Genomic DNA, 17,501 nt, shown 5'->3' with positions numbered 1-17,501 from the left:
GCGGCCTCCGGCGGGGAGAGGCCGGAGGCCGCGTCGATCGCCGCTCCGGTCGGGAGCGGCGGGGAGCTCGGGAGAGGGCGCCTGCGGCGCCGTCGCGGTCGTCAGAACGGCAGGATGATGTCGAAGAGCTGCTGGCCGTAGCGCGGCTGCTGCACGTCGGTGATCTGGCCGCGGCCGCCATAGGCGATGCGGGCCTCGGCGATCTTGGTCGAATCGATGGTGTTGTCGCTCTGGATGTCCTCGGGCCGGACGATGCCGGCGACGATCAGCTCGCGCACCTCGTAGTTGACCCGGATCTCCTGACGGCCCTCGACCACCAGGTTGCCGTTGGGCAGCACCTGGGTGACCACCGCGGCGACCGTGGTGGACAGGGTCTCCTTGCGGTCGATCGTTCCCTTGCCGTCGCTCGACGAGGTCGAATCGCTGGTCAGGATGCGGCCCGGCAGCACGGCCTTCGCGGTGTTGAAGGTGTTGGTCCCGATGAAGTCGGTGACGCCGGAGTCCTCGTTGCCGGAGCGGCTGCGGCTGCTCTCGTTCTCGTACTTGGCCTTGTCGGTGATGTTGACCGAGACGGTCAGCAGGTCGCCGATCTGGTGGGCGCGCTGGTCCTTGAAGAAGGCGCGTGAGCCGTTCCGCCACAGCGAGTTCGGGTTGTAGACGGCCGGCTGCGCCGTCGGCATCGGCATCTGCACCGGCTTGTAGCCGGGCGCAGCGGTCGGGTTCTCGATGGCGCTGAGCTTCGGCGTCTCCCCGATATTGGCGAGCCGGTCGATGGCCGAGCAGCCGCTCGCGAGCGTCGAGGCGAGCAGGACGGCGACCGTCGCGGCCCGACGGGGGCGGGCTTGCAGAATTCTGGACATGACTCCCTCACTCGGGCTTCGGCGCGGTTCGCGGCGCGGCGGCCGGATCCAGGCTCGCGGCCGCGACCACGTGCGGCTTGTTGGAGACCATCGTGACCTGACCCGGGCCGGACACGACGCCCTGCACGGTCCGCTTGGACTGCTGGTTGACGATCGAGACCGTGTCGCCCTCGGCGCCCGCCTCGAGCGCCTTGCCGCGGGTGGTCAGCAGCAGGCCGGGCGCCTCGTAGATCAGCGTCACGGTCTCGTCGCGTCGCACCAGATCGGGCTTCATCAGGTCGTTGCGCCGGATCGGCTGGCCGCTGCGCAGCGACTGGCGGACCGCGAACCCGGCGACCCGGTCGCCCACCGTCATGGAATCGGTCGGAACCTCGGTCTTGGGCCGCCGCTCGACGACGACGTCCGTGGCCTTGATGGTCTCGCCGCGTTGCATCGAACGGGCCGCCGTCACGGTCTCCACCATCTCGAGCAGCGTTCCGGTGAAGCGCAGCGGAATGCGGCGTGCCGCGAAGCTGCCCGGCACCTCGAAGGTGATGTCGAACCGGTTGCTGCGCGGATCGTAGCTCGACCGCTGAACCACCAGCTCGCCGCTCGACGAGGCCTCCACGGCGAAGGCGCGGATGTCGCGCTCGACCGTGAGCGAGAGGTTGGCGGCATCGCCGAGGCCGTACTGGCCCGAATAGGCCTGCAGGATGCGGGCGTGGATCTCGCCGGACGTGAACACGCGTCCGGCCCGCGTCACCTCGATCTCGGCGACGTCGCCGAGGTCGACCCGGAACATCCGGTAGGGGCGCAGCGCCTCCATCACCTGGTTGGCCGAGACGATGCCGGTGGTGCCGATGTCGGGCGCCCGGAACACCGGAACGCCGGCGAGCGAGCCCGCGTGGTCGACGAGGTCGCCGATCCGCACCAGCGGATCCTTGACCGTGACGGCACGCTTGAGCTTCGGGACGGAGCGGATCTCGCCGAGGCTGCTGGTTCGGGCGAGCGCCGCCTCGGCGAGGGCGATGCGGGCCAGGACGGTGTCGTCGGCGCGGGCGGACTGGCCCGACGGCGCCAGGACGGCGGCGGCGAGAACGATGGCGAGCGCGTGGCGGGTCATGATCAGGATCCTCACGACCGCATCATGTTGGTGCCGGTCTGCAGCATCGAGTCGGTCGCCGAGATCACCTTGGCGTTCATCTCGTAGGCACGCTGCGCGGCGATCAGGTCCGAGATCTCGGTCACCACCTCGACGTTCGCCTGCTCGAGATAGCCCTGCAGGATGTCGCCGTAGCCGTCGTTGGTGGCGGTGCCGTCGAGGGGCGTGCCGGACGCGGTCGTCTCGGTGAACAGGTTGTCGCCGATCGGCTGCAGTCCCGCCTTGTTGATGAACCGGCTCAGCGTCAGGGTGCCGACCACCTGGGCCGTAGTGGTGCCCGGGATCGTCACCGAGACCTGGCCCTGCGTGTTGACCGTGACGGCCGTCGCGTTGGTCGGGATGGTGATGCCGGGCTGCACCAGGTAGCCCTGCGCCGTCACCATGCGGCCCTGCGCGTCCTTCTCGAAGGATCCGTCCCGCGTGTAGGCGTAGGTGCCGTCGGGAAGCTGGATCTTGAAGAAGCCTTCGCCGCGGACCGCGATGTCGAGGTCGCCGCTCGTCTGCGAGAGCGTGCCCTGCGTCATGATGCGGGGCGTGCCCACCGTCCTGACGCCGGATCCCAGATCGATGCCGACCGGCAGGATGTTGCCCTGGTCGGAGGTCTGGGTGCCGATGCGGCGGACGTGCTCGTAGAGCAGGTCCTGGAACTCCGCACGCTGGCGCTTGTAGCCGGTCGTGCGCATGTTCGCGATGTTGTTCGAGATGACCTGGACGTTGAGTTCCTGGGCGGCCATTCCGGTGGCAGCGGTGTTGAGTGCTCGCACGGTATGATCTCCTCAGGGGTCAGGTCGGGACGTCGGCGAGACGCTCGATCGCCGACTTTCGCAGGTCGTTGTGCTGGGACAGCAGGTTCGAGATGTGCGAGTAGGCGCGCGTGATCTCGATCATGCGGGTCATCTCGATCACGCTGTTGACGTTCGACTTCTCGACCGCGCCCTGCACGACCTTGTTCGGGTAGCCGGCCTGCTGGAGCCCGGCGGCGGCCGGCGCCGAGTACAGGTTGATGCCTTCCTTCTGGAGGAGCTGCGGCTGGGCGAAGCTGACCAGCCGGAGCCGGCCGCGTTGCGAGTCGAGCATCTTCTCGGCGCCCTGCATCGCCGTGATCCTGCCGTCCGGCGTGATCGAGATGCCGCGGTCGAGCTGCTGGAAGACGATCGGGCCGCCGTCGCCCAGGACGGGCGAGCCGTCCAGCGTCACCAGCTGGCCCTGGTTGTTGATCTGGAGCGCGCCGCCGCGGGTGTAGCGCTCGCCGTTGGGGGTCTGGACCACCAGGAAGGCGTTGCCGTCGATCGCCACGTCCAGCGGGTTGCCGGTCTGCTGGATCGCACCTTGGCTGTAGTCGCGCCAGCTCGCTCCGTCCTCGACGAAGCGCATCACCCGGTCGTTGCCGCCGAAGCGATTCTCTCGCGCCACCGGCGAGAGGTATTCCTGGAACACCACGCGGTCCGACTTGAAGCCGGTCGTGTTGGTGTTGGCTATGTTGTTCGCGATGGAATCGAGCTCGCGGCTCAACGCCATCTGCGACGACAGCCCGACGAGAGCTGCGTTCGCCATCGGTCCTCTCCCCGTCATCCGGGGCGACGCTCTCCCAAGCGGCGCTCCGGCATCCCGTCGCGGCGGCTCTCCCAAGCCGTCGCTAGGCCGTCTTCGAAGCAGCCGGCGTGCCAGAGCGATTTATCGAAGAAAAACAACGAAATAGATGGTTAGGGAAGGGTCAACGGGGCGGCAAGATGCGCCCGGCCGGACACCGACCCGGCAAAATGTGCCGTACCAAAGGGGGTCTGGAAAGCTTCCGTTAACCATTTGGCCCCTAGTGTGATCGGGAGGCCGGAGCCGCGAGAACCTGATCGACTCGGGCGGCGGATCCGGGCTCTCCGCGGACCAGCGAAAGACGATCAGGGGCACTGCGATGGCGGGCAAGAAAACCGATCAGGACGCCGATGCGGCGCCGGACGACGGCGAGAAGCCGGCCAAGGGAAAGTTGCCGATCAAGCTGATCGCGATCGCCGGCGGCGCCGTGCTGCTCCTCGGCGGCGGCGGGTTCGGAGCCTACAAGGTCTTCTTCTCCCACGGCGGCAATCACGCCGAGCAGGCGGCGGCCGCACCGGTCGCCAAGCCGGCCGTGTTCTTCGACGTGCCGGACGTGCTGGTCAACCTGTCGGGCGCCAACAACGAGCGCACCCAGTATCTCAAGGTGAAGGTGGTCCTCGAGCTGCCCGACGCCAAGCTCAAGGAGCAGCTGACGCCGCTGATGCCGCGCCTCCTGGACATGTTCCAGACCTATCTGCGCGAGCTGCGTCCCACCGATCTCGACGGCTCGGCCGGCCTCTACAGGCTGAAGGAGGAGCTGACCCGCCGGGTCAACGCCTCGATCGCGCCGAACCGCGTGAACGCGGTGCTGTTCAAAGAAATCGTCGTTCAGTGACGAGCCGGGGCCCGCGCCATGCCGCCTGACCAGACCGTCGACCAGGACGCACTCGCAGCACAGTGGGGGCTGGCGCTCGAGAACGAGACCCCGGGCGAGGCGAACCAGAGCCAGGAAGGCCAGGTCGACGAGCAGATGGCCGCCCAGTGGGCCGCCATCATCGACGAGACCAACGAGGGCGGCTCCGGCAAGGCGAGCGCCGAGCGCACCCTCGGCCAGGAAGAGATCGACGCGCTGCTCGGCTTCAGCTTCTCCGACGTGACGCTGAACGACAATTCGGGCATCCGGGCGATCATCGACTCGGCGATGGTCTCCTACGAGCGTCTGCCGATGCTCGAGATCGTCTTCGACCGGCTGGTCCGGCTGATGACGGCGAGCCTGCGCAACTTCACCTCCGACAACGTCGAGGTGTCGCTCGACCAGATCACCTCGGTGCGGTTCGGCGACTATCTCAACTCGATCCCGCTGCCCGCGATCCTGGCCGTCTTCAAGGCGGAGGAGTGGGAGAATTACGGGCTCTTCACGGTGTCGTCGGGCCTGATCTACTCGATGATCGACGTGCTGCTCGGCGGCCGTCGCGGCCAGTCGACCATGCGGGTCGAGGGGCGGCCCTACACGACCATCGAGACCGACCTGGTCAAGCGCATGATCGAGGTGATTCTCGCCGACGCCGAGCTCGCCTTCAAGCCGCTCTCGCCGGTGAAGTTCAACATCGACCGCTTCGAGACCAATCCGCGCTTCGCGGCGATCTCGCGCCCGGCCAACGCCGCCATCCTGGTGCGTCTGCGCATCGACATGGAGGATCGCGGCGGGACCGTCGAGCTGCTGCTGCCCTACGCGACCATCGAGCCGATCCGTGACGTCCTGCTGCAGATGTTCATGGGCGACAAGCTCGGCCGCGACCCGATCTGGGAAGGCCATCTCGCCACCGAGATCGGCCAGGCCGAGATCTCGGTCGACGCGGTGCTGTACGAGGCCTTCATCCCGCTGCGCCGGCTGATGGAGCTCGACGTCGGCGACACGCTGCCGCTCGACCTCAAGCCGGAAGCGCTGGTCACCGTCCGCTGCAACAACGTCACCCTCACCGAGGCCCGCATGGGCCGGGTCGGCGACAAGGTCGCGGTGCGGGTCGCAAAGCCACTGAGACGGCCGAAGACGACGTTCGCAATGTTCGAATCGGCCGGGGAATCCTCGAAACGTTTGGAGGCGTCGACGTGACACACTGGATCGGATTCGCAGTCGAGGGTCTGGTCTCGGTCCTGCTGCTGCTGACCATCATCTACTGCGTGATGCTCAACGGCCAGCTCCGCCGCCTCAAGGCCGACGAGCACGCGCTCAAGGCCACCATCGCCGAGCTGATCACCGCGACCGAGATCGCCGAGCGCGCGATCGCCGGCCTCAAGGTGACGGTGCGCGAGTGCGATCAGAACATCGGTGACCGGCTGCGCACGGCCGAGCGCTTCGCCGCCGACATCAACCGCCAGATCGACGCCGGCAACGTCGTTCTCAACCGCCTCGCCAAGATCGTCGTGGCGGCGCGGCCGCTGACCGATCCGCAGCCCGAAGAGGCGGAGCCCGAAGCGCCCGTCTCCGAGACCAAGGCGATGCTCGCCGCGGCCCAGGCGTTCGCCGAGCGCAGCCGGGCCCGCGCCAGGGGACTCGCGGCATGAGCCTGATCCGTGAGCTTCGGCTCATCCCGGTCGTGCTGTTCGCGGCCGTCTGCCTGCTGGCCCTCAAGATCCTGGGCTTCGTGGTGGACGGAGGAATTCCGACCGGCGGCTTCGAGACGCAGCCGGCCGGCGCCGCCGATCGCGGCGCGCCCGCCGGCCCGGATGCCGCCGGGCGCGGATCGTGGGCCAAGCAGATGTTCAACTATCCGGACGTCACCGGCTCGGTTCCCGAGATCGTGACGGGCTCGGCCCCTTCGAAGCCGAAGGAGGGCGACAAGCCGGAGGACAAGAAGGCGAAGCCGGCCGACCCGGAACCGAGCCCCGGCGGCCTGGTCGTTCCGATCCAGCAGCCCCCGATCCCGCCGGGCGAGCGGGCGCTCCTCGAGCGGCTGCAGGAGCGCCGGCAGGAGCTGGAGGCGCGGGCGCGCGAGCTCGAGGTGCGCGAGAGCCTGCTGCGCTCGGCCGAGAAGCAGCTCGAGCTGCGCATGAACGAGCTCAAGGACGTCGAGGACCGCATCAAGGTCGCGACCCAGCAGAAGGACGAGGCGGAGGCGGCGCGCTTCAAGAGCCTGGTGACCATGTACGAGAACATGCGGGCCAAGGACGCGGCGAAGATCTTCGACCGGCTCGAGATGAAGGTGCTGCTCGACGTGGCGACGCAGATCAATCCGCGCCGCATGTCGGACATCATGGCGCTGATGCAGCCGGAGGCGGCCGAGAAGCTGACCGTCGAGCTCGCCCACCGGGCCACCGCCTCGGTCCGCACGCCCTCGGCGAGCGAGCTGCCGAAGATCGAGGGGCGGTCGCGGACCCAGTAGGGCGCCGTTCAGGCCGCCCGTGCCGAAGCGCGCAGATGGTCGACGAGGGTGCGGGCCGGCCGCGACAGCTCGGCCATCCGGCGCACGCCGACTACGAGCTGCCGCTCGCTCCAGCCGTCGGTGAGCGCGACCGCGGTGATCGCCATGCTGCGCCGGCAGCGGACCGCCGCGACCTCCGGCACCACGGCGACGCCGATCCCGGCCTCGACCATCCGGCACACCGCATCGAACCCCTGCACCGCGATCCGCAGGGCCAGCCGGCGGCCGGCACGGGCCGCGTGCCCGGCGAGGTGGCGCTGCAGCGCGCTGTCTCCGGCCAGCCCGACGAAGGGCTCCGCCGCCGCATCCGCGAAGGCGATGCGGCGCAGCCGCGCCAGCCGGTGCCCGCGCGGCACCACCAGCACGAGCCGGTCGATGGCGAAGGGAAAGCGCTCCAGCGCGCCGAGATCGACGCTGTCGGCGGCGAGCCCGATGTCGGCCCGGCCGGCCATCACGTCGCGCACCACGTCGGGGCTCGGCCGCTCCTCGACGGCGAGGTCGATGCCGGCATGGGCGGCCAGCCAGGGCGCCAGCACGTCCGGCAGGAGCTCGGCCAGCGCCACCGTGTTGCTGACCAGCCGGATGCGGCCCGACAGGCCGCGCGCCTGCGCGTCGAGCTCGCCCTTCAGGGCCGCGATCTCGGCGAGCACCAGCCGGGCCCGGTGCAGCAGCGTCTCGCCGGCCGCGGTGGGGCGCACGCCGCGGCGGCCGCGCTCCAGCAGCGTCGTGCCGAGCGTCGTCTCCAGCGTCCGGATCCGGGCGCTCGCCGAGGCGAGGGCGAGGTGCGCCCGGGCGGCGCCGGCCGTGATGCTGCCGCGCTCGGCGACGGCGACGAACAGGCGCAGGTCGGTGAGGTCGAGATGCATGGCGGCCTCCGGCCGGGAGTCGCGGAGTGCGGCGAGCCTTCGGCTGTCCCGAAGGCTGACGCGACGACATCCAGATTGTCGTGGGCGTGCGGCTCGATCAAGCTCCGCGGATGGATCACACCGCGACACTTCTCCTCGGTGCCGTCACGTTCCTGCTCGCCGGGGTCGTGAAGGGCACCATCGGCCTCGGCCTGCCGACCATCGCCATGGGACTGCTCGGCCTCGCGCTGCCGCCGGCGACCGCGGCCGCCGTGCTGGTGGTGCCGTCGCTGGTCACCAATGCGTGGCAGATGCTCGCCGGCGCCGGCCTGGGTCCCCTGGTCCGGCGGCTGTGGCCGATGCTGCTCGGCGTCGTCGCCGGCACGCTGGCGGGCTCGCGCCTGTTCGGGCTCGCCGGGGCCTGGGCGGCGGCGGGGCTCGGGGCGGCGCTCACCGCCTACGGTGCCGTCGGGCTGGCGAAGATTCGGCTGCCGACGCCGACGCCGGCGCAGGAGCGCTGGCTCGGGCCGCTGGTCGGGCTCGCGACCGGCCTCGTCACCGCGACCACGGGCGTGTTCGTGCTGCCGGCGGTGCCGTGGCTGCAGGCGCTCGGGCTCGGCAAGGACGACCTGGTCCAGGCGCTCGGCCTGTCCTTCACGGTGTCGACCGTCGCGCTCGGCGCCGGGCTGATGCAGGAGCGGCTGCTCGATCCCGCGCTGGCCGGCCTGTCGGTCGCGGCGCTGCTGCCGGCGGCGGCCGGGATGGCGCTCGGCCGGGTCCTGCGCGAGCGGGTGAGCGAGCCGGCGTTCCGCACGACGTTCTTCTGGGGCCTCCTCCTGCTCGGCGTCTGGCTGCTCGCGCGGAGCGCCGCCTGAGCCCGCGTGCAGGCGGGTAGAAAACCGTTGCCGAGGACACGGCCTCCGTGTTTGCTCTGTTCGGTCAGAAACAAACGGAGCATTCCATGAATTTCGGCGAAGCGATCGCGTCCGGATTCCGAAATTACGTCGGGTTCGAAGGCCGCGCCCCGCGGTCCGAGTACTGGTTCTGGGTTCTGTTCACCGTCCTGGTCAGCCTCGCGACCGGAATCATCGATGCCGTCCTGTTCGGCACCAGCGGCTTTTCGCCGACCAGCACGCTCGCCTCGCTCGCTCTGTTCTTGCCGGGGATCGCGGTCGGCGTGCGCCGTCTGCACGACATCGACCGCACCGGCTGGTGGCTGCTGCTGGTGATCACCGTGATCGGCACGATCGTGCTGCTGGTGTTCGCCTGCATGCGCGGCACGCCCGGCCCGAACCGGTTCGGGCCCGACCCGCTGGAGCGGTTCTGATCGGGCGGCGCCGTGGCCGCATGGTTCGAGACGCGCTCCTTTCGGGGCGCGTCTCACCGCGGGGCGACGGACCTCGTGCCGACCGACCTCGTGCCGTCCTGCGCCGCTAGCTCTGCTTGATGCCCGCCCGCACCTCGGCCTCGATCAGCTTCCAGATGTGATCGACCAGCTCCACGAAGGCGGGGCTGCGCTTCAGCTCCAGCGTCCGCGGACGCGGCAGCGTGACCGGGATCTCCTCGCGGATGGTGCCGGGCCGGGCCGAGAACACGATCACCCGGTCGGAGAGGAACACCGCCTCGTCGATCTGGTGGGTGATCAGCAGCACGGTCTTCCTGGTCTCCTGCCAGATCGACAGGAGCTCGGTCTGCATGATCTCGCGGGTCTGGGCGTCGAGTGCCGCGAACGGCTCGTCGAGCAGCAGGATCTTCGGATTGACGGCGAGCGCCCGGGCGACGTTGACGCGCTGCCGCATGCCGCCGGAGAGCTGGTGCGGATAGTGGTGCTCGAAGCCCTGCAGGCCGGCGATGTCGATGAAGCGCTGCGCCGTCCTCTCGGCGTCCGCCCGGCGGGTGCCGGCGAGCGTGAGACCGTAGGCGACGTTGTCCACCACGGTCTTCCACGGCAGCAGCGAGTCCTGCTGGAACACCATGGCGCGGTCGGGCCCCGGCTTGTCGACGGCCCGGCCGTCGACCAGCACGCGGCCGCCGCTCGGCGCGATCAGCCCGTCGATGATGCGCAGGAGCGTCGACTTGCCGCTGCCGCTCGCCCCGACGATGGATACGAACTCGCCTTCGGCGACCGACATGTCGATGCTGCGCAGCGCCTCGACGGAGGGCTTGTCGCGCCGCTTGAAGACCTTGTCGATCTTCTCGACCTTCAGACGGATCGCGTCGCTCATTCCTGCCTCCAAGGTGCGAGCCGCCGCTCCAGCGTCGCGAACAGCACGCTGCCGATCAGGCCCATCGCGCCCAGCATGATCACGTAGCCGAGCACGCGGGCGGTATCGAAGGTCTGGCTCGCCGACAGGATCGCGAAGCCGAAGCCGGCGAAGGATCCGAAGAACTCGGCGACCACGATGCCGACCAGCGCGCGTGCCCAGGCGACCCGTATGCCGCTGACGATGAAGGGCAGGGCGTAGGGAAACGTCACGGTCGAGAAGATCTGCAGTGGCGTGGCGTTGAACGAGCGCGCCGCCTCGACGAGCTGCTTGTCGGTGGCGCGCAGCCCGGCCTCGGTGGTCACCACCACGGGGAACACCGCGACCATGATCACCAGCACGAATTTCGACGCGAAGCCGAGCCCGAGCCAGGCGATGAACAGCGGCGCCAGGGCGATGATCGGCACCGAGTTGAGCGCGCTGAGCACCGGGCCGCCGGTGAGCGAGAGCACCCGGCTCGACGCCAGCGCGAGGCCGACCGCGACGCCGATCGCGACCGACACGATGAAGGAGGTGACCACCGCCGTCACGGTCGCGACGGCGTTGGTCCACATCGCTCCCGATTCGACCTCCTTGACCAGGGCCGCCGCCACTTCGGCGGGCGGCACCAGCAGCAGGCGGTTGGTGACCAGCATGGACACCAGCTGCCAGACGAGGAGCACGGCCAGCGTCGAGATCGCCACCCGGGCGAATCCGGCCGACCGGTTGTCCTGCTCGAGGAATTCGTAGAGTTGTCGCACCGGGAGCTCCGTCGGCTTACGCGTAGCGGGCGCGGGCCTGCTTGCCCCAGCCCTTCTCGCCCACCACCTTGCCGTCGACATAGACGGTACGCCCGCGCACCAGCGTGCGCACCGGCTTGGCCTTGAAGCGGCGGCCCGCATAGGGCGACCAGCCGGTGAGGCTCAGCACGTCGGCGTCTTTGATCTCGTATTCCTTGTCGAGATCGACCAGCACCAGGTCGGCGTCGTAGCCCGGCATCACGTCGCCCTTGCGCTCCAGGCCGAACAGCTTGGCCGGCCGGGTCGACATCGCCTCGACGGCGCGCTCGATCGGGAACTTGCCCTCCAGCGCCGCGGTCAGGAACATGCTGACGTAGAACTGCGTCGAGGGCGTGCCGGTGTGCGCCTTCCAGCCGTCCTGCCAGCCGATCTCCTTCTCCTCGCGGGTGTGCGGGGCGTGGTCGGTGGCGACGATGTCGATGGTGCCGTCGGTGAGGCCTTCCCACAGGCTCGGCACGTTCTTCTCCGGCACCCAGTAGGAGAGGGCGTAGGAGCCGAGCCGCTGGATGGCGCCCCAGTCGCAGCCGAGGAACAGCGCCCACGGGTTGATCTCGCACGTCACCTTCTGGCCCTCGGCCTTGGCACGGCGGATCAGGTCGACGCTGCCCGAGGTCTGGGTGTGCAGGATGTGGAGCCGGCAGCCGGAGGCCTTCTGCAGGCGCAGCAGCGTGGCGATGGCGGTCTCCCAGATGACGCCGTCATGCGCCGCATAGGCCTTGGCGTAGGCGAGCGCGTCGCGCTGCTGGCGCTCCCAGAAATCCTTCTCGATGACGTCCATCAGCGCCTGGTCGTGCGGATGCACCATCAACGGGATGTCGACCTCGGCGCAGTGCTTCATGATCTCGAGGATCTTGCCGTGGTCGTGCACGCCGATGCCCGGCATGTGCGGATAGGAGCGGCCGGTGTCCACCACCATGAAGATCTTGAAGGCGGCGATGCCCTGGTCGGCCATGCGCGGAACCTCCTCCGCGATGGTCGGGGCCGGGTTGAAGTTCCAGTCGACGATCGCGTCGCGCTCGTAGATGGCGAACTGCTTCTTCAGGAGGTCGAGGCTGTTGGGCGGCGGCGTCACGTTCGGCATGGCGACCGAGGTGGTCACGCCGCCGGCGGCGCACTGCATCGTCGAGGTGTAGATCGTGTCCTTGTACTCGAAGCCCGGCTCGCTGCCCTGGCGGTGATGCGAGTGCATGTCGATGACGCCCGGGATGACGGCGAGGCCCGAGGCGTCGATGGTCTCGGTCGCGGCCGGCTCCTGGCCCGGCTCGTACAGCCCGGCGATCTGGCCGTTCCTGATGCCGATGGAGGTGCGGCCCTTGCCTTTCGCGGTGATCAGCAGGCCGTTCTTGACGACGCAGTCCATGGGATGCTCCCGGTTCGATCAGTTCGACAGTGGAGGAGGCGAGGCCGGGCGGCGCTTGCTTACGGTCTCGAGCACCTCGGCCACGAAGTCCCGCGACAGGCCGCGGGTGATGAAGACGATCTGCGACTTGCGCTCGGCGGTCGGCCAGGCGGGCAGGACGGCCGGCGGATGGAACAGGTGCTGCACGGCCTGCAGCACGACCGGGCGGGACTCGCCGGCGATGTCGAGGATGCCCTTGACCCGCAGCAGGTCGGCGCCGTGCGCCATCACCAGGGAGTCGAGCCAGGCGGCGACGTGCTCCCACTCCAGCGGCTCCGCATAGGTGAGGCAGAACGAGCCGATCCGGGCGTCGTGGCGATTGACGTCGTGGTGGTGATGGCCGTGCGCGTGGCCGCCGTGATGGCCGTGCCCGCCCTCGTAGGCCTCGGCGTTGAGCCAGGCGAGCACGTCGGCGCTCTTGGTGGCGGGATCGTAGATGTCGGTCTGGACGAGCTCGGAGGGCAGCGGCATGCGGTCCGGCTGCGACACGTGCAGGCGGGCGCCGGGATTGAGCGCGGCGATGCGGGCGGCGAGCGCCTCGCGGCCCTCGGCGGCGCCGGGCAGGTCGGTCTTGGTGATCACCACCTCGTCGGCGACGGCGGCCTGCTTCAGCGCCTCCGGCTGCCGCTCCAGCGTGTCGAGCCCGTTCACGGCGTCGACCGTGGTGACCACCTGGGCGAGCCGGTAGCGGGTGGCGACCGGCATGGTCATCAGCGCCTGGATCACGGGCGCCGGATCGGCAAGCCCAGTGGTCTCGATGACGACGCGGTCGAATTCGCGGACCTCGCCGGCGGCGCGCTTCTCGGTCAGCTCGCGCAGTGTGTCGACGAGATCGCCCCGCACCGTGCAGCACAGGCACCCGGTGGACAGCTCGATGGTGTTGTCGCTGCTCGCCGCGATCAGGGCGTGGTCGATGCCGACCTCGCCGAACTCGTTGACGATCACGGCGGCGCCGGCCAGGTCGGTGGTCCGCAGCCAGGCGTTCAGCAGCGTGGTCTTGCCGCTGCCGAGAAAGCCGGTCAGCAGCATGACGGGCAGGCGCTCGTCTCGCGTCTCGGGCATGATCCTAGTCCACCCAGGGCCGAAGCGGCTCCCGGCGGCCGGTCCGGACCGGGGCCGCCGTCGTGCCGCCCTTTCGGGCGAGCATGAATTGGGCGATCGTCGGCGGGAACTCAGCTCGCAAGGGGGGAGCCTCCTTCGGATGGAACTCTGACGATTTTCGTCAAAGCAGCAGAGTTGTCACTATATGTCAAATCTGTGTATAGTCAAAAGCTGCAAATACGTGCACCTGACGCGAAAGACGCCATGAACGGTCCGGCCCGCATCCTCGCCGTCCTTCAGCTGTTCGAGACCGGCGGCCCGGTTCTGACCGTCGATTCGATCGCACGCGGCCTGAAACTCTCGACCAGCACGGCCTATCGCAGCGTGCGGGCGCTGGTGAAGGCGGGATTCCTCGATCCGGTGGCGGGCGCCGGCTACACGCTGGGGCCGGCCTTCATCCGCTACGACCGCCTGCTGCGCCAGAGCGATCGGCTGAGCCTGATCGCCGATCCGGTGATGCGGGACCTGCTGGCCGTGGTGGGCGAGCGCGGCACCATCGTGCTGTGCCGGCGCTTCCGCGAATGCGTCATGTGCGTCCACGAGGTGCGCGGGCGCGAGCCCTTCGCCGAGACCACCTACGAGCGCGGCGTCGCCATGCCGATGTTCGTCGGGGCGAGCTCCAAGGCGGTCCTCGCCTTCCTGCCGGATCGGCTGCTGAAGGCCGCCTATCTGGCCAACGAGGCCGAGATCCGCGCCACCGGGCCGGGGACCTGGGAGGCTTTCAAGGCGCAGATGCGCGAGATCCGGCGGGTCGGCTACGCCATCACGGATTCCGAGGTCGCGCAGGGGCGGATCGGCCTCGCCGCGCCGATCTTCCGCAACGGCCAGGCGATCGCCGGCATCAGCCTGGTGGTCACATCCTCGGTGCTCGGCCGCACCCGCATCGAGGCCTTCGTTCCGGACCTGCGGCGGTCGGCCGAGCTGATCACGCAGCGGATCTCGCGCGACAGCATCACCACGCCGCGCTGAGGCTTTCGCAGCCCGTCGTGGCCGGGCTCCTCTCCCTCGGCGTCTGGACGAGGCGGACCGGCACCGCCCCTCGGTCGTCGTCCGTGCAGGCGAGGGCTTTTCATAACTCGTCATTCCGGGGCGCGGACGCAGCCCGCGAGCCCGGAATCCATAGCCCCGGTGCCGCTGGCTCACGATCGACAGGGGTGATGGGTCCCGGGCTCGGCGCGTCGCGCCGCCCCGGGACGACGGAGGGATTATGCAAAGCCTCGCCTGCGCGGAGCACGACGGAGGAGGGGCTTCGGGCTTTCCCCCGGACGGTTCCCGCGGACGGGGTGCTCCTACCGCGCCCCCGGCGGCTTGGCCGCGAAGGCGGAGCCGCGCACGCACATGCGGCCGGTCTTGTCCTGCCACAGGCGCTCGGTCGTGTGCAGGTGCCCGAGGGCGCGGGCGACCGTCTGGAAATTGTAGCTCGCGAACGCCTCGGCGATGTCGGTGTAGTACATCGGCTCGACCGCGATCTTCTCCAGGATCGCGTCGGCGAGCCGCGCCACCTCGTTGTCGCCGCCGCTCTCGCCGGCCGGATCCGCCTTGCCCGACACGTAGTCGTCGATCTTGGCGGTGTCCGCATAGGCGTAGGTGATGCGCTCGTAGGCCTCGCGCTGCGCGTATTCCGGGATCGTCGCGTCGATGCCCATCTTGGCGCCGGTCGGCACGACGCCCGGAGGCATCGGCAGCAGGCTGGGATCGAGCGGCTTCGCCCGCGCATTGGCGATGATCATCACGTCGCGGTCGGCCTGCACCCGGGTCGCGATGGCCCACTCGACCTCGGCCGGATCGAACACGTCGATATCGTCGTCGACCACCACGACGTGCTTGAGATCCATCACGGAGAGCGCCGCCATCAGGGCGTTCTTGCCTTCACCGGCCTGCTTCTTGATCGAGATCACGGCATGCCAGAAGGCGCAGCCGCCCAGCGTGACATTGATGTCCTTCACGGTGACGCCGGCGGTCTTCAGCGCCTGGCGGATCGCCGCGTAGCGGGTGGGCGCCGCCAGCCAGGTGTTCTCCCACGGCATGTGCAGCGAGTAGTAGACCGCGTCGCGCCGCATCGCGACGGCCTTGATGCGCACCAGCGGATTCCAGTGCAGCCCGCCCATCAGCCGGGTGAACTCGCCGAAGCGGCCCTCCGGCCAGGACCAGCCGGTCGGCAGGATCTCGGCCTCCAGCACGATCTCGGCGTCGGCGATGTAGGGCACGTCGATGGTCTCGCACGGGGCGAGCTGCACGGGCGCGCCGCGCAGGCCGCCGGCGATCGCCATCTCGTCGACGCCGAGCGGCGCGCGAAAGCCCGAGCCCATGATCTCGTACGGATGGGTGCCGATGCTGATCGAGATCGGGCAGGGGCGCCCCGCCTTGAATGCCCGGTCGGCGAACAGCCGCATGTTGTTGGGCGTGACGATGTCGATGCCCGTGAGGTTCTTCTCCTTGACGATGAACCGGTAGATGCCGCTGTTGAAGCCGAGCTCCGGATCCTTGGCGATCACCACGCCGGCCGTGATCATCGGACCGCCGTCGTAGATCGACGACATCGGGATCGGCAGCTTGAAGAGGTCGACCTCGTCGCCCTTCATCACCACCTCGCGGGTGGGCGAGGTGTCGACCCGCTCGGGCGGGATCGGCCGGTCGATCGCGGTCTTCAGCTTGTCCTCGATCTCGCGGTAGCTGCCCGACTGCAGCGACAACATGGCGCGGCGTTGCGTACGGATGATGCCCGAGACGACGGGCGTCGGGTAACCGATCACGTCGTGGAAGAAGAGCGCCTTGTCCGACTGATCGACCAGGGTGGCGATGTGGCGGATGTCCACGGGCTGGCGAAGATCGACCAGCTCGTCGGCTTCGCGGAGCCGATCGAGGAACTGTCGGAACGTCTCTTGCATGCTGGGCTCCGGAATTTCTGGGGGGCGGACGCAACCTTGTGTCGACGACCGCGCGCCGCGATCGTAGAACCGAACGACCGGGCGACGGCGCACCCTCCGAAGCCAGATCCGTGCCGCTTCGCGGCACACTTTGCATATCAGGCTGTCTGGGTTAATCAAGGGGCCCGGAACGCGCCAACGACGACGAAAAGGAGACGAAAGCTTTGAGCGGGACGATGCGAGCTCTTGTGCTGCGGCGGCACGGCAGTCTGGACGACCTCGAATACGTGACCGACCATCCGCGGCCGACCGTCACGGAGGGGCACGTCGTCATTCGCGTGCGCGCCTCCTCGTTCAATTACCACGACGTCTTCACGGTCCGCGGCATGCCCGGCATCAAGGTGCCGCTGCCCGTGGTGATCGGCCTCGACATGGCCGGCGAGATCGCCGAGGTGGGGCCCGGCGTCACCGGCTGGAAGGCGGGCGACCGCGTGCTGGTCAATCCGCTCAACAAGAAGAAGGGCCTGATGGGCGAGATGCTCGACGGCGGCATGGCGGAGTACTGCCTGGTGTCGGCCGAGCAGCTCATCGCGATGCCGGCCGACGTGTCGTTCGAGCAGGCCGCGGCGCTGCCGGTCGCGTACGGCACGGCGCACCGCATGCTGATCACCCACGACACCGTCAAGGCGGGCGAGAAGGTGGTCGTGCTCGGGGCCTCCGGAGGCGTCGGCACCGGCTGCGTCATCCTCGCCAAGATGCTGGGCGCCGAGGTGATCGCCTGCGCGTCGAGCGACAGCAAGCTCAAGCGCCTCTCCGAGATGGGCGCCGACCACACCATCGACTACACCAAGACCGACTTCTCGAAGTGGGCGGTGGAGCGCTACGGCAAGCCGCAGCGCCGCACCTACGAGGGCGGCGTCGACGTGGTGATCAACTTCACCGGCGGCGACACCTGGGCGCCGTCGCTGAAATGCGTGAAGCGCGGCGGCAAGATCCTGGTCTGCGGCGCCACGGCGGGGCACGATCCGAAGGAGGATCTGCGCTACATCTGGAGCTTCGAGCTGAAGATCATCGGCTCCAACAGCTTCTACGACGACGACCTCGCCGCGCTGATGGGCCTGATCGCCGAGAAGAAGCTCGCCCCGGTGATCGACACGGTGCTGCCGCTCGATCAGGCTCGCGAGGGCCTGCGGCTGATCCAGGACCGCGAGGTGATCGGCAAGGTGGTGATCACGCCGTGAGGCTCCGTCTCCTTCACCCTCCCCTGGAGGGGGAGGGTCGGGGCGCGCGATA

The 17,501-nt window shown here is 69.2% G+C and carries 18 protein-coding genes; 8 read left to right on the top strand and 10 right to left on the bottom strand.

What is annotated here, in order from left to right; genetic code table 11:
* Window positions 1-101 precede the first annotated feature (101 nt).
* From flgH to flgF, 4 genes are read right to left on the bottom strand one after another with little or no spacing between them, the layout of a single operon-like run.
* The gene (gene flgH, locus CH341_RS06570; protein WP_111418235.1) at window positions 102-860 is read right to left on the bottom strand and encodes a flagellar basal body L-ring protein FlgH; all 759 of its coding nucleotides are present in this window, start codon (window positions 858-860) and stop codon (window positions 102-104) included.
* Between the two features lie 7 nt (window positions 861-867).
* A complete protein-coding gene (gene flgA / locus CH341_RS06565) occupies window positions 868-1,962 on the bottom strand; it encodes a flagellar basal body P-ring formation chaperone FlgA (protein ID WP_111418234.1) in 1,095 nt (364 codons plus the stop codon).
* Window positions 1,963-1,973: 11 nt separating this feature from the next.
* Complete coding sequence (flgG, locus tag CH341_RS06560; RefSeq protein ID WP_111418233.1) at window positions 1,974-2,765, bottom strand: flagellar basal-body rod protein FlgG; 792 nt, start codon at window positions 2,763-2,765, stop codon at window positions 1,974-1,976.
* Window positions 2,766-2,784: 19 nt separating this feature from the next.
* Entirely contained in the window at window positions 2,785-3,555 is a 771-nt protein-coding gene (gene flgF, locus CH341_RS06555) for a flagellar basal-body rod protein FlgF (protein ID WP_111418232.1), read from the bottom strand.
* 355 nt (window positions 3,556-3,910) lie between these two features.
* Here flgF and fliL point away from each other — a divergent pair, with 355 nt between their 5' ends.
* The 4 genes from fliL to CH341_RS06535 are packed head-to-tail and all read left to right on the top strand — an operon-like array spanning window position 3,911 to window position 6,914.
* Entirely contained in the window at window positions 3,911-4,426 is a 516-nt protein-coding gene (gene fliL / locus CH341_RS06550) for a flagellar basal body-associated protein FliL (RefSeq protein ID WP_111418231.1), read from the top strand.
* Window positions 4,427-4,444: 18 nt separating this feature from the next.
* On the top strand, window positions 4,445-5,644 hold the full coding sequence (fliM, locus tag CH341_RS06545) for a flagellar motor switch protein FliM (RefSeq protein ID WP_111418230.1): 1,200 nt from the start codon (window positions 4,445-4,447) through the stop codon (window positions 5,642-5,644).
* On the top strand, window positions 5,641-6,096 hold the full coding sequence (locus CH341_RS06540; protein ID WP_111418229.1) for a DUF6468 domain-containing protein: 456 nt from the start codon (window positions 5,641-5,643) through the stop codon (window positions 6,094-6,096). Before fliM ends, CH341_RS06540 begins: the two co-directional genes overlap by 4 nt.
* Entirely contained in the window at window positions 6,093-6,914 is an 822-nt protein-coding gene (locus CH341_RS06535) for a MotE family protein (protein WP_111418228.1), read from the top strand. The genes CH341_RS06540 and CH341_RS06535 overlap by 4 nt, the downstream gene beginning before the upstream one ends.
* A gap of 8 nt (window positions 6,915-6,922) precedes the next feature.
* Here CH341_RS06535 and CH341_RS06530 read toward each other — a convergent pair whose 3' ends face one another.
* Complete coding sequence (locus tag CH341_RS06530; protein ID WP_111418227.1) at window positions 6,923-7,819, bottom strand: LysR family transcriptional regulator; 897 nt, start codon at window positions 7,817-7,819, stop codon at window positions 6,923-6,925.
* A 110-nt stretch (window positions 7,820-7,929) separates the two neighbouring features.
* On the opposite strand from CH341_RS06530, the gene CH341_RS06525 reads away from it, so the two are divergent.
* Window positions 7,930-8,673 (top strand): sulfite exporter TauE/SafE family protein, encoded by a 744-nt coding sequence (locus CH341_RS06525; protein WP_111418226.1) that lies wholly within the window; start codon window positions 7,930-7,932, stop codon window positions 8,671-8,673.
* Window positions 8,674-8,759: 86 nt separating this feature from the next.
* Entirely contained in the window at window positions 8,760-9,125 is a 366-nt protein-coding gene (locus CH341_RS06520; protein ID WP_111418225.1) for a DUF805 domain-containing protein, read from the top strand.
* Window positions 9,126-9,231: 106 nt separating this feature from the next.
* On the opposite strand, the gene CH341_RS06515 is transcribed toward CH341_RS06520, so the two are convergent.
* Genes CH341_RS06515 through CH341_RS06500 form a run of 4 tightly spaced genes read right to left on the bottom strand, consistent with a single transcriptional unit; the run spans window position 9,232 to window position 13,302 of the window.
* On the bottom strand, window positions 9,232-10,023 hold the full coding sequence (locus tag CH341_RS06515) for an ABC transporter ATP-binding protein (protein WP_111418224.1): 792 nt from the start codon (window positions 10,021-10,023) through the stop codon (window positions 9,232-9,234).
* A complete protein-coding gene (locus CH341_RS06510; RefSeq protein ID WP_170149501.1) occupies window positions 10,020-10,802 on the bottom strand; it encodes an ABC transporter permease in 783 nt (260 codons plus the stop codon). The genes CH341_RS06515 and CH341_RS06510 overlap by 4 nt, the downstream gene beginning before the upstream one ends.
* Before the next feature lie 16 nt (window positions 10,803-10,818).
* Window positions 10,819-12,201, bottom strand: a complete 1,383-nt coding sequence (locus CH341_RS06505; protein ID WP_111418222.1) for a dihydroorotase — start codon at window positions 12,199-12,201, stop codon at window positions 10,819-10,821.
* 18 nt (window positions 12,202-12,219) lie between these two features.
* Entirely contained in the window at window positions 12,220-13,302 is a 1,083-nt protein-coding gene (locus CH341_RS06500; RefSeq protein WP_111418221.1) for a CobW family GTP-binding protein, read from the bottom strand.
* 243 nt (window positions 13,303-13,545) lie between these two features.
* On the opposite strand from CH341_RS06500, the gene CH341_RS06495 reads away from it, so the two are divergent.
* On the top strand, window positions 13,546-14,310 hold the full coding sequence (locus CH341_RS06495) for an IclR family transcriptional regulator (protein ID WP_111418220.1): 765 nt from the start codon (window positions 13,546-13,548) through the stop codon (window positions 14,308-14,310).
* Between the two features lie 320 nt (window positions 14,311-14,630).
* On the opposite strand, the gene CH341_RS06490 is transcribed toward CH341_RS06495, so the two are convergent.
* Window positions 14,631-16,229 carry a UbiD family decarboxylase gene (locus CH341_RS06490; RefSeq protein WP_111418219.1) on the bottom strand — a complete coding sequence of 533 codons (1,599 nt, stop codon included), beginning with the start codon at window positions 16,227-16,229 and terminating at the stop codon, window positions 14,631-14,633.
* 215 nt (window positions 16,230-16,444) lie between these two features.
* Between CH341_RS06490 and CH341_RS06485 the strand changes: the two genes are divergently transcribed.
* A complete protein-coding gene (locus CH341_RS06485) occupies window positions 16,445-17,449 on the top strand; it encodes a zinc-binding dehydrogenase (RefSeq protein ID WP_210208197.1) in 1,005 nt (334 codons plus the stop codon).
* Window positions 17,450-17,501: the final 52 nt, after the last annotated feature.

This window comes from Rhodoplanes roseus (genome assembly GCF_003258865.1).
GTDB lineage: Bacteria > Pseudomonadota > Alphaproteobacteria > Rhizobiales > Xanthobacteraceae > Rhodoplanes > Rhodoplanes roseus.
Note: the sequence above shows the minus strand (reverse complement) of the source record. Positions and strands in the feature narration are given on the sequence as shown.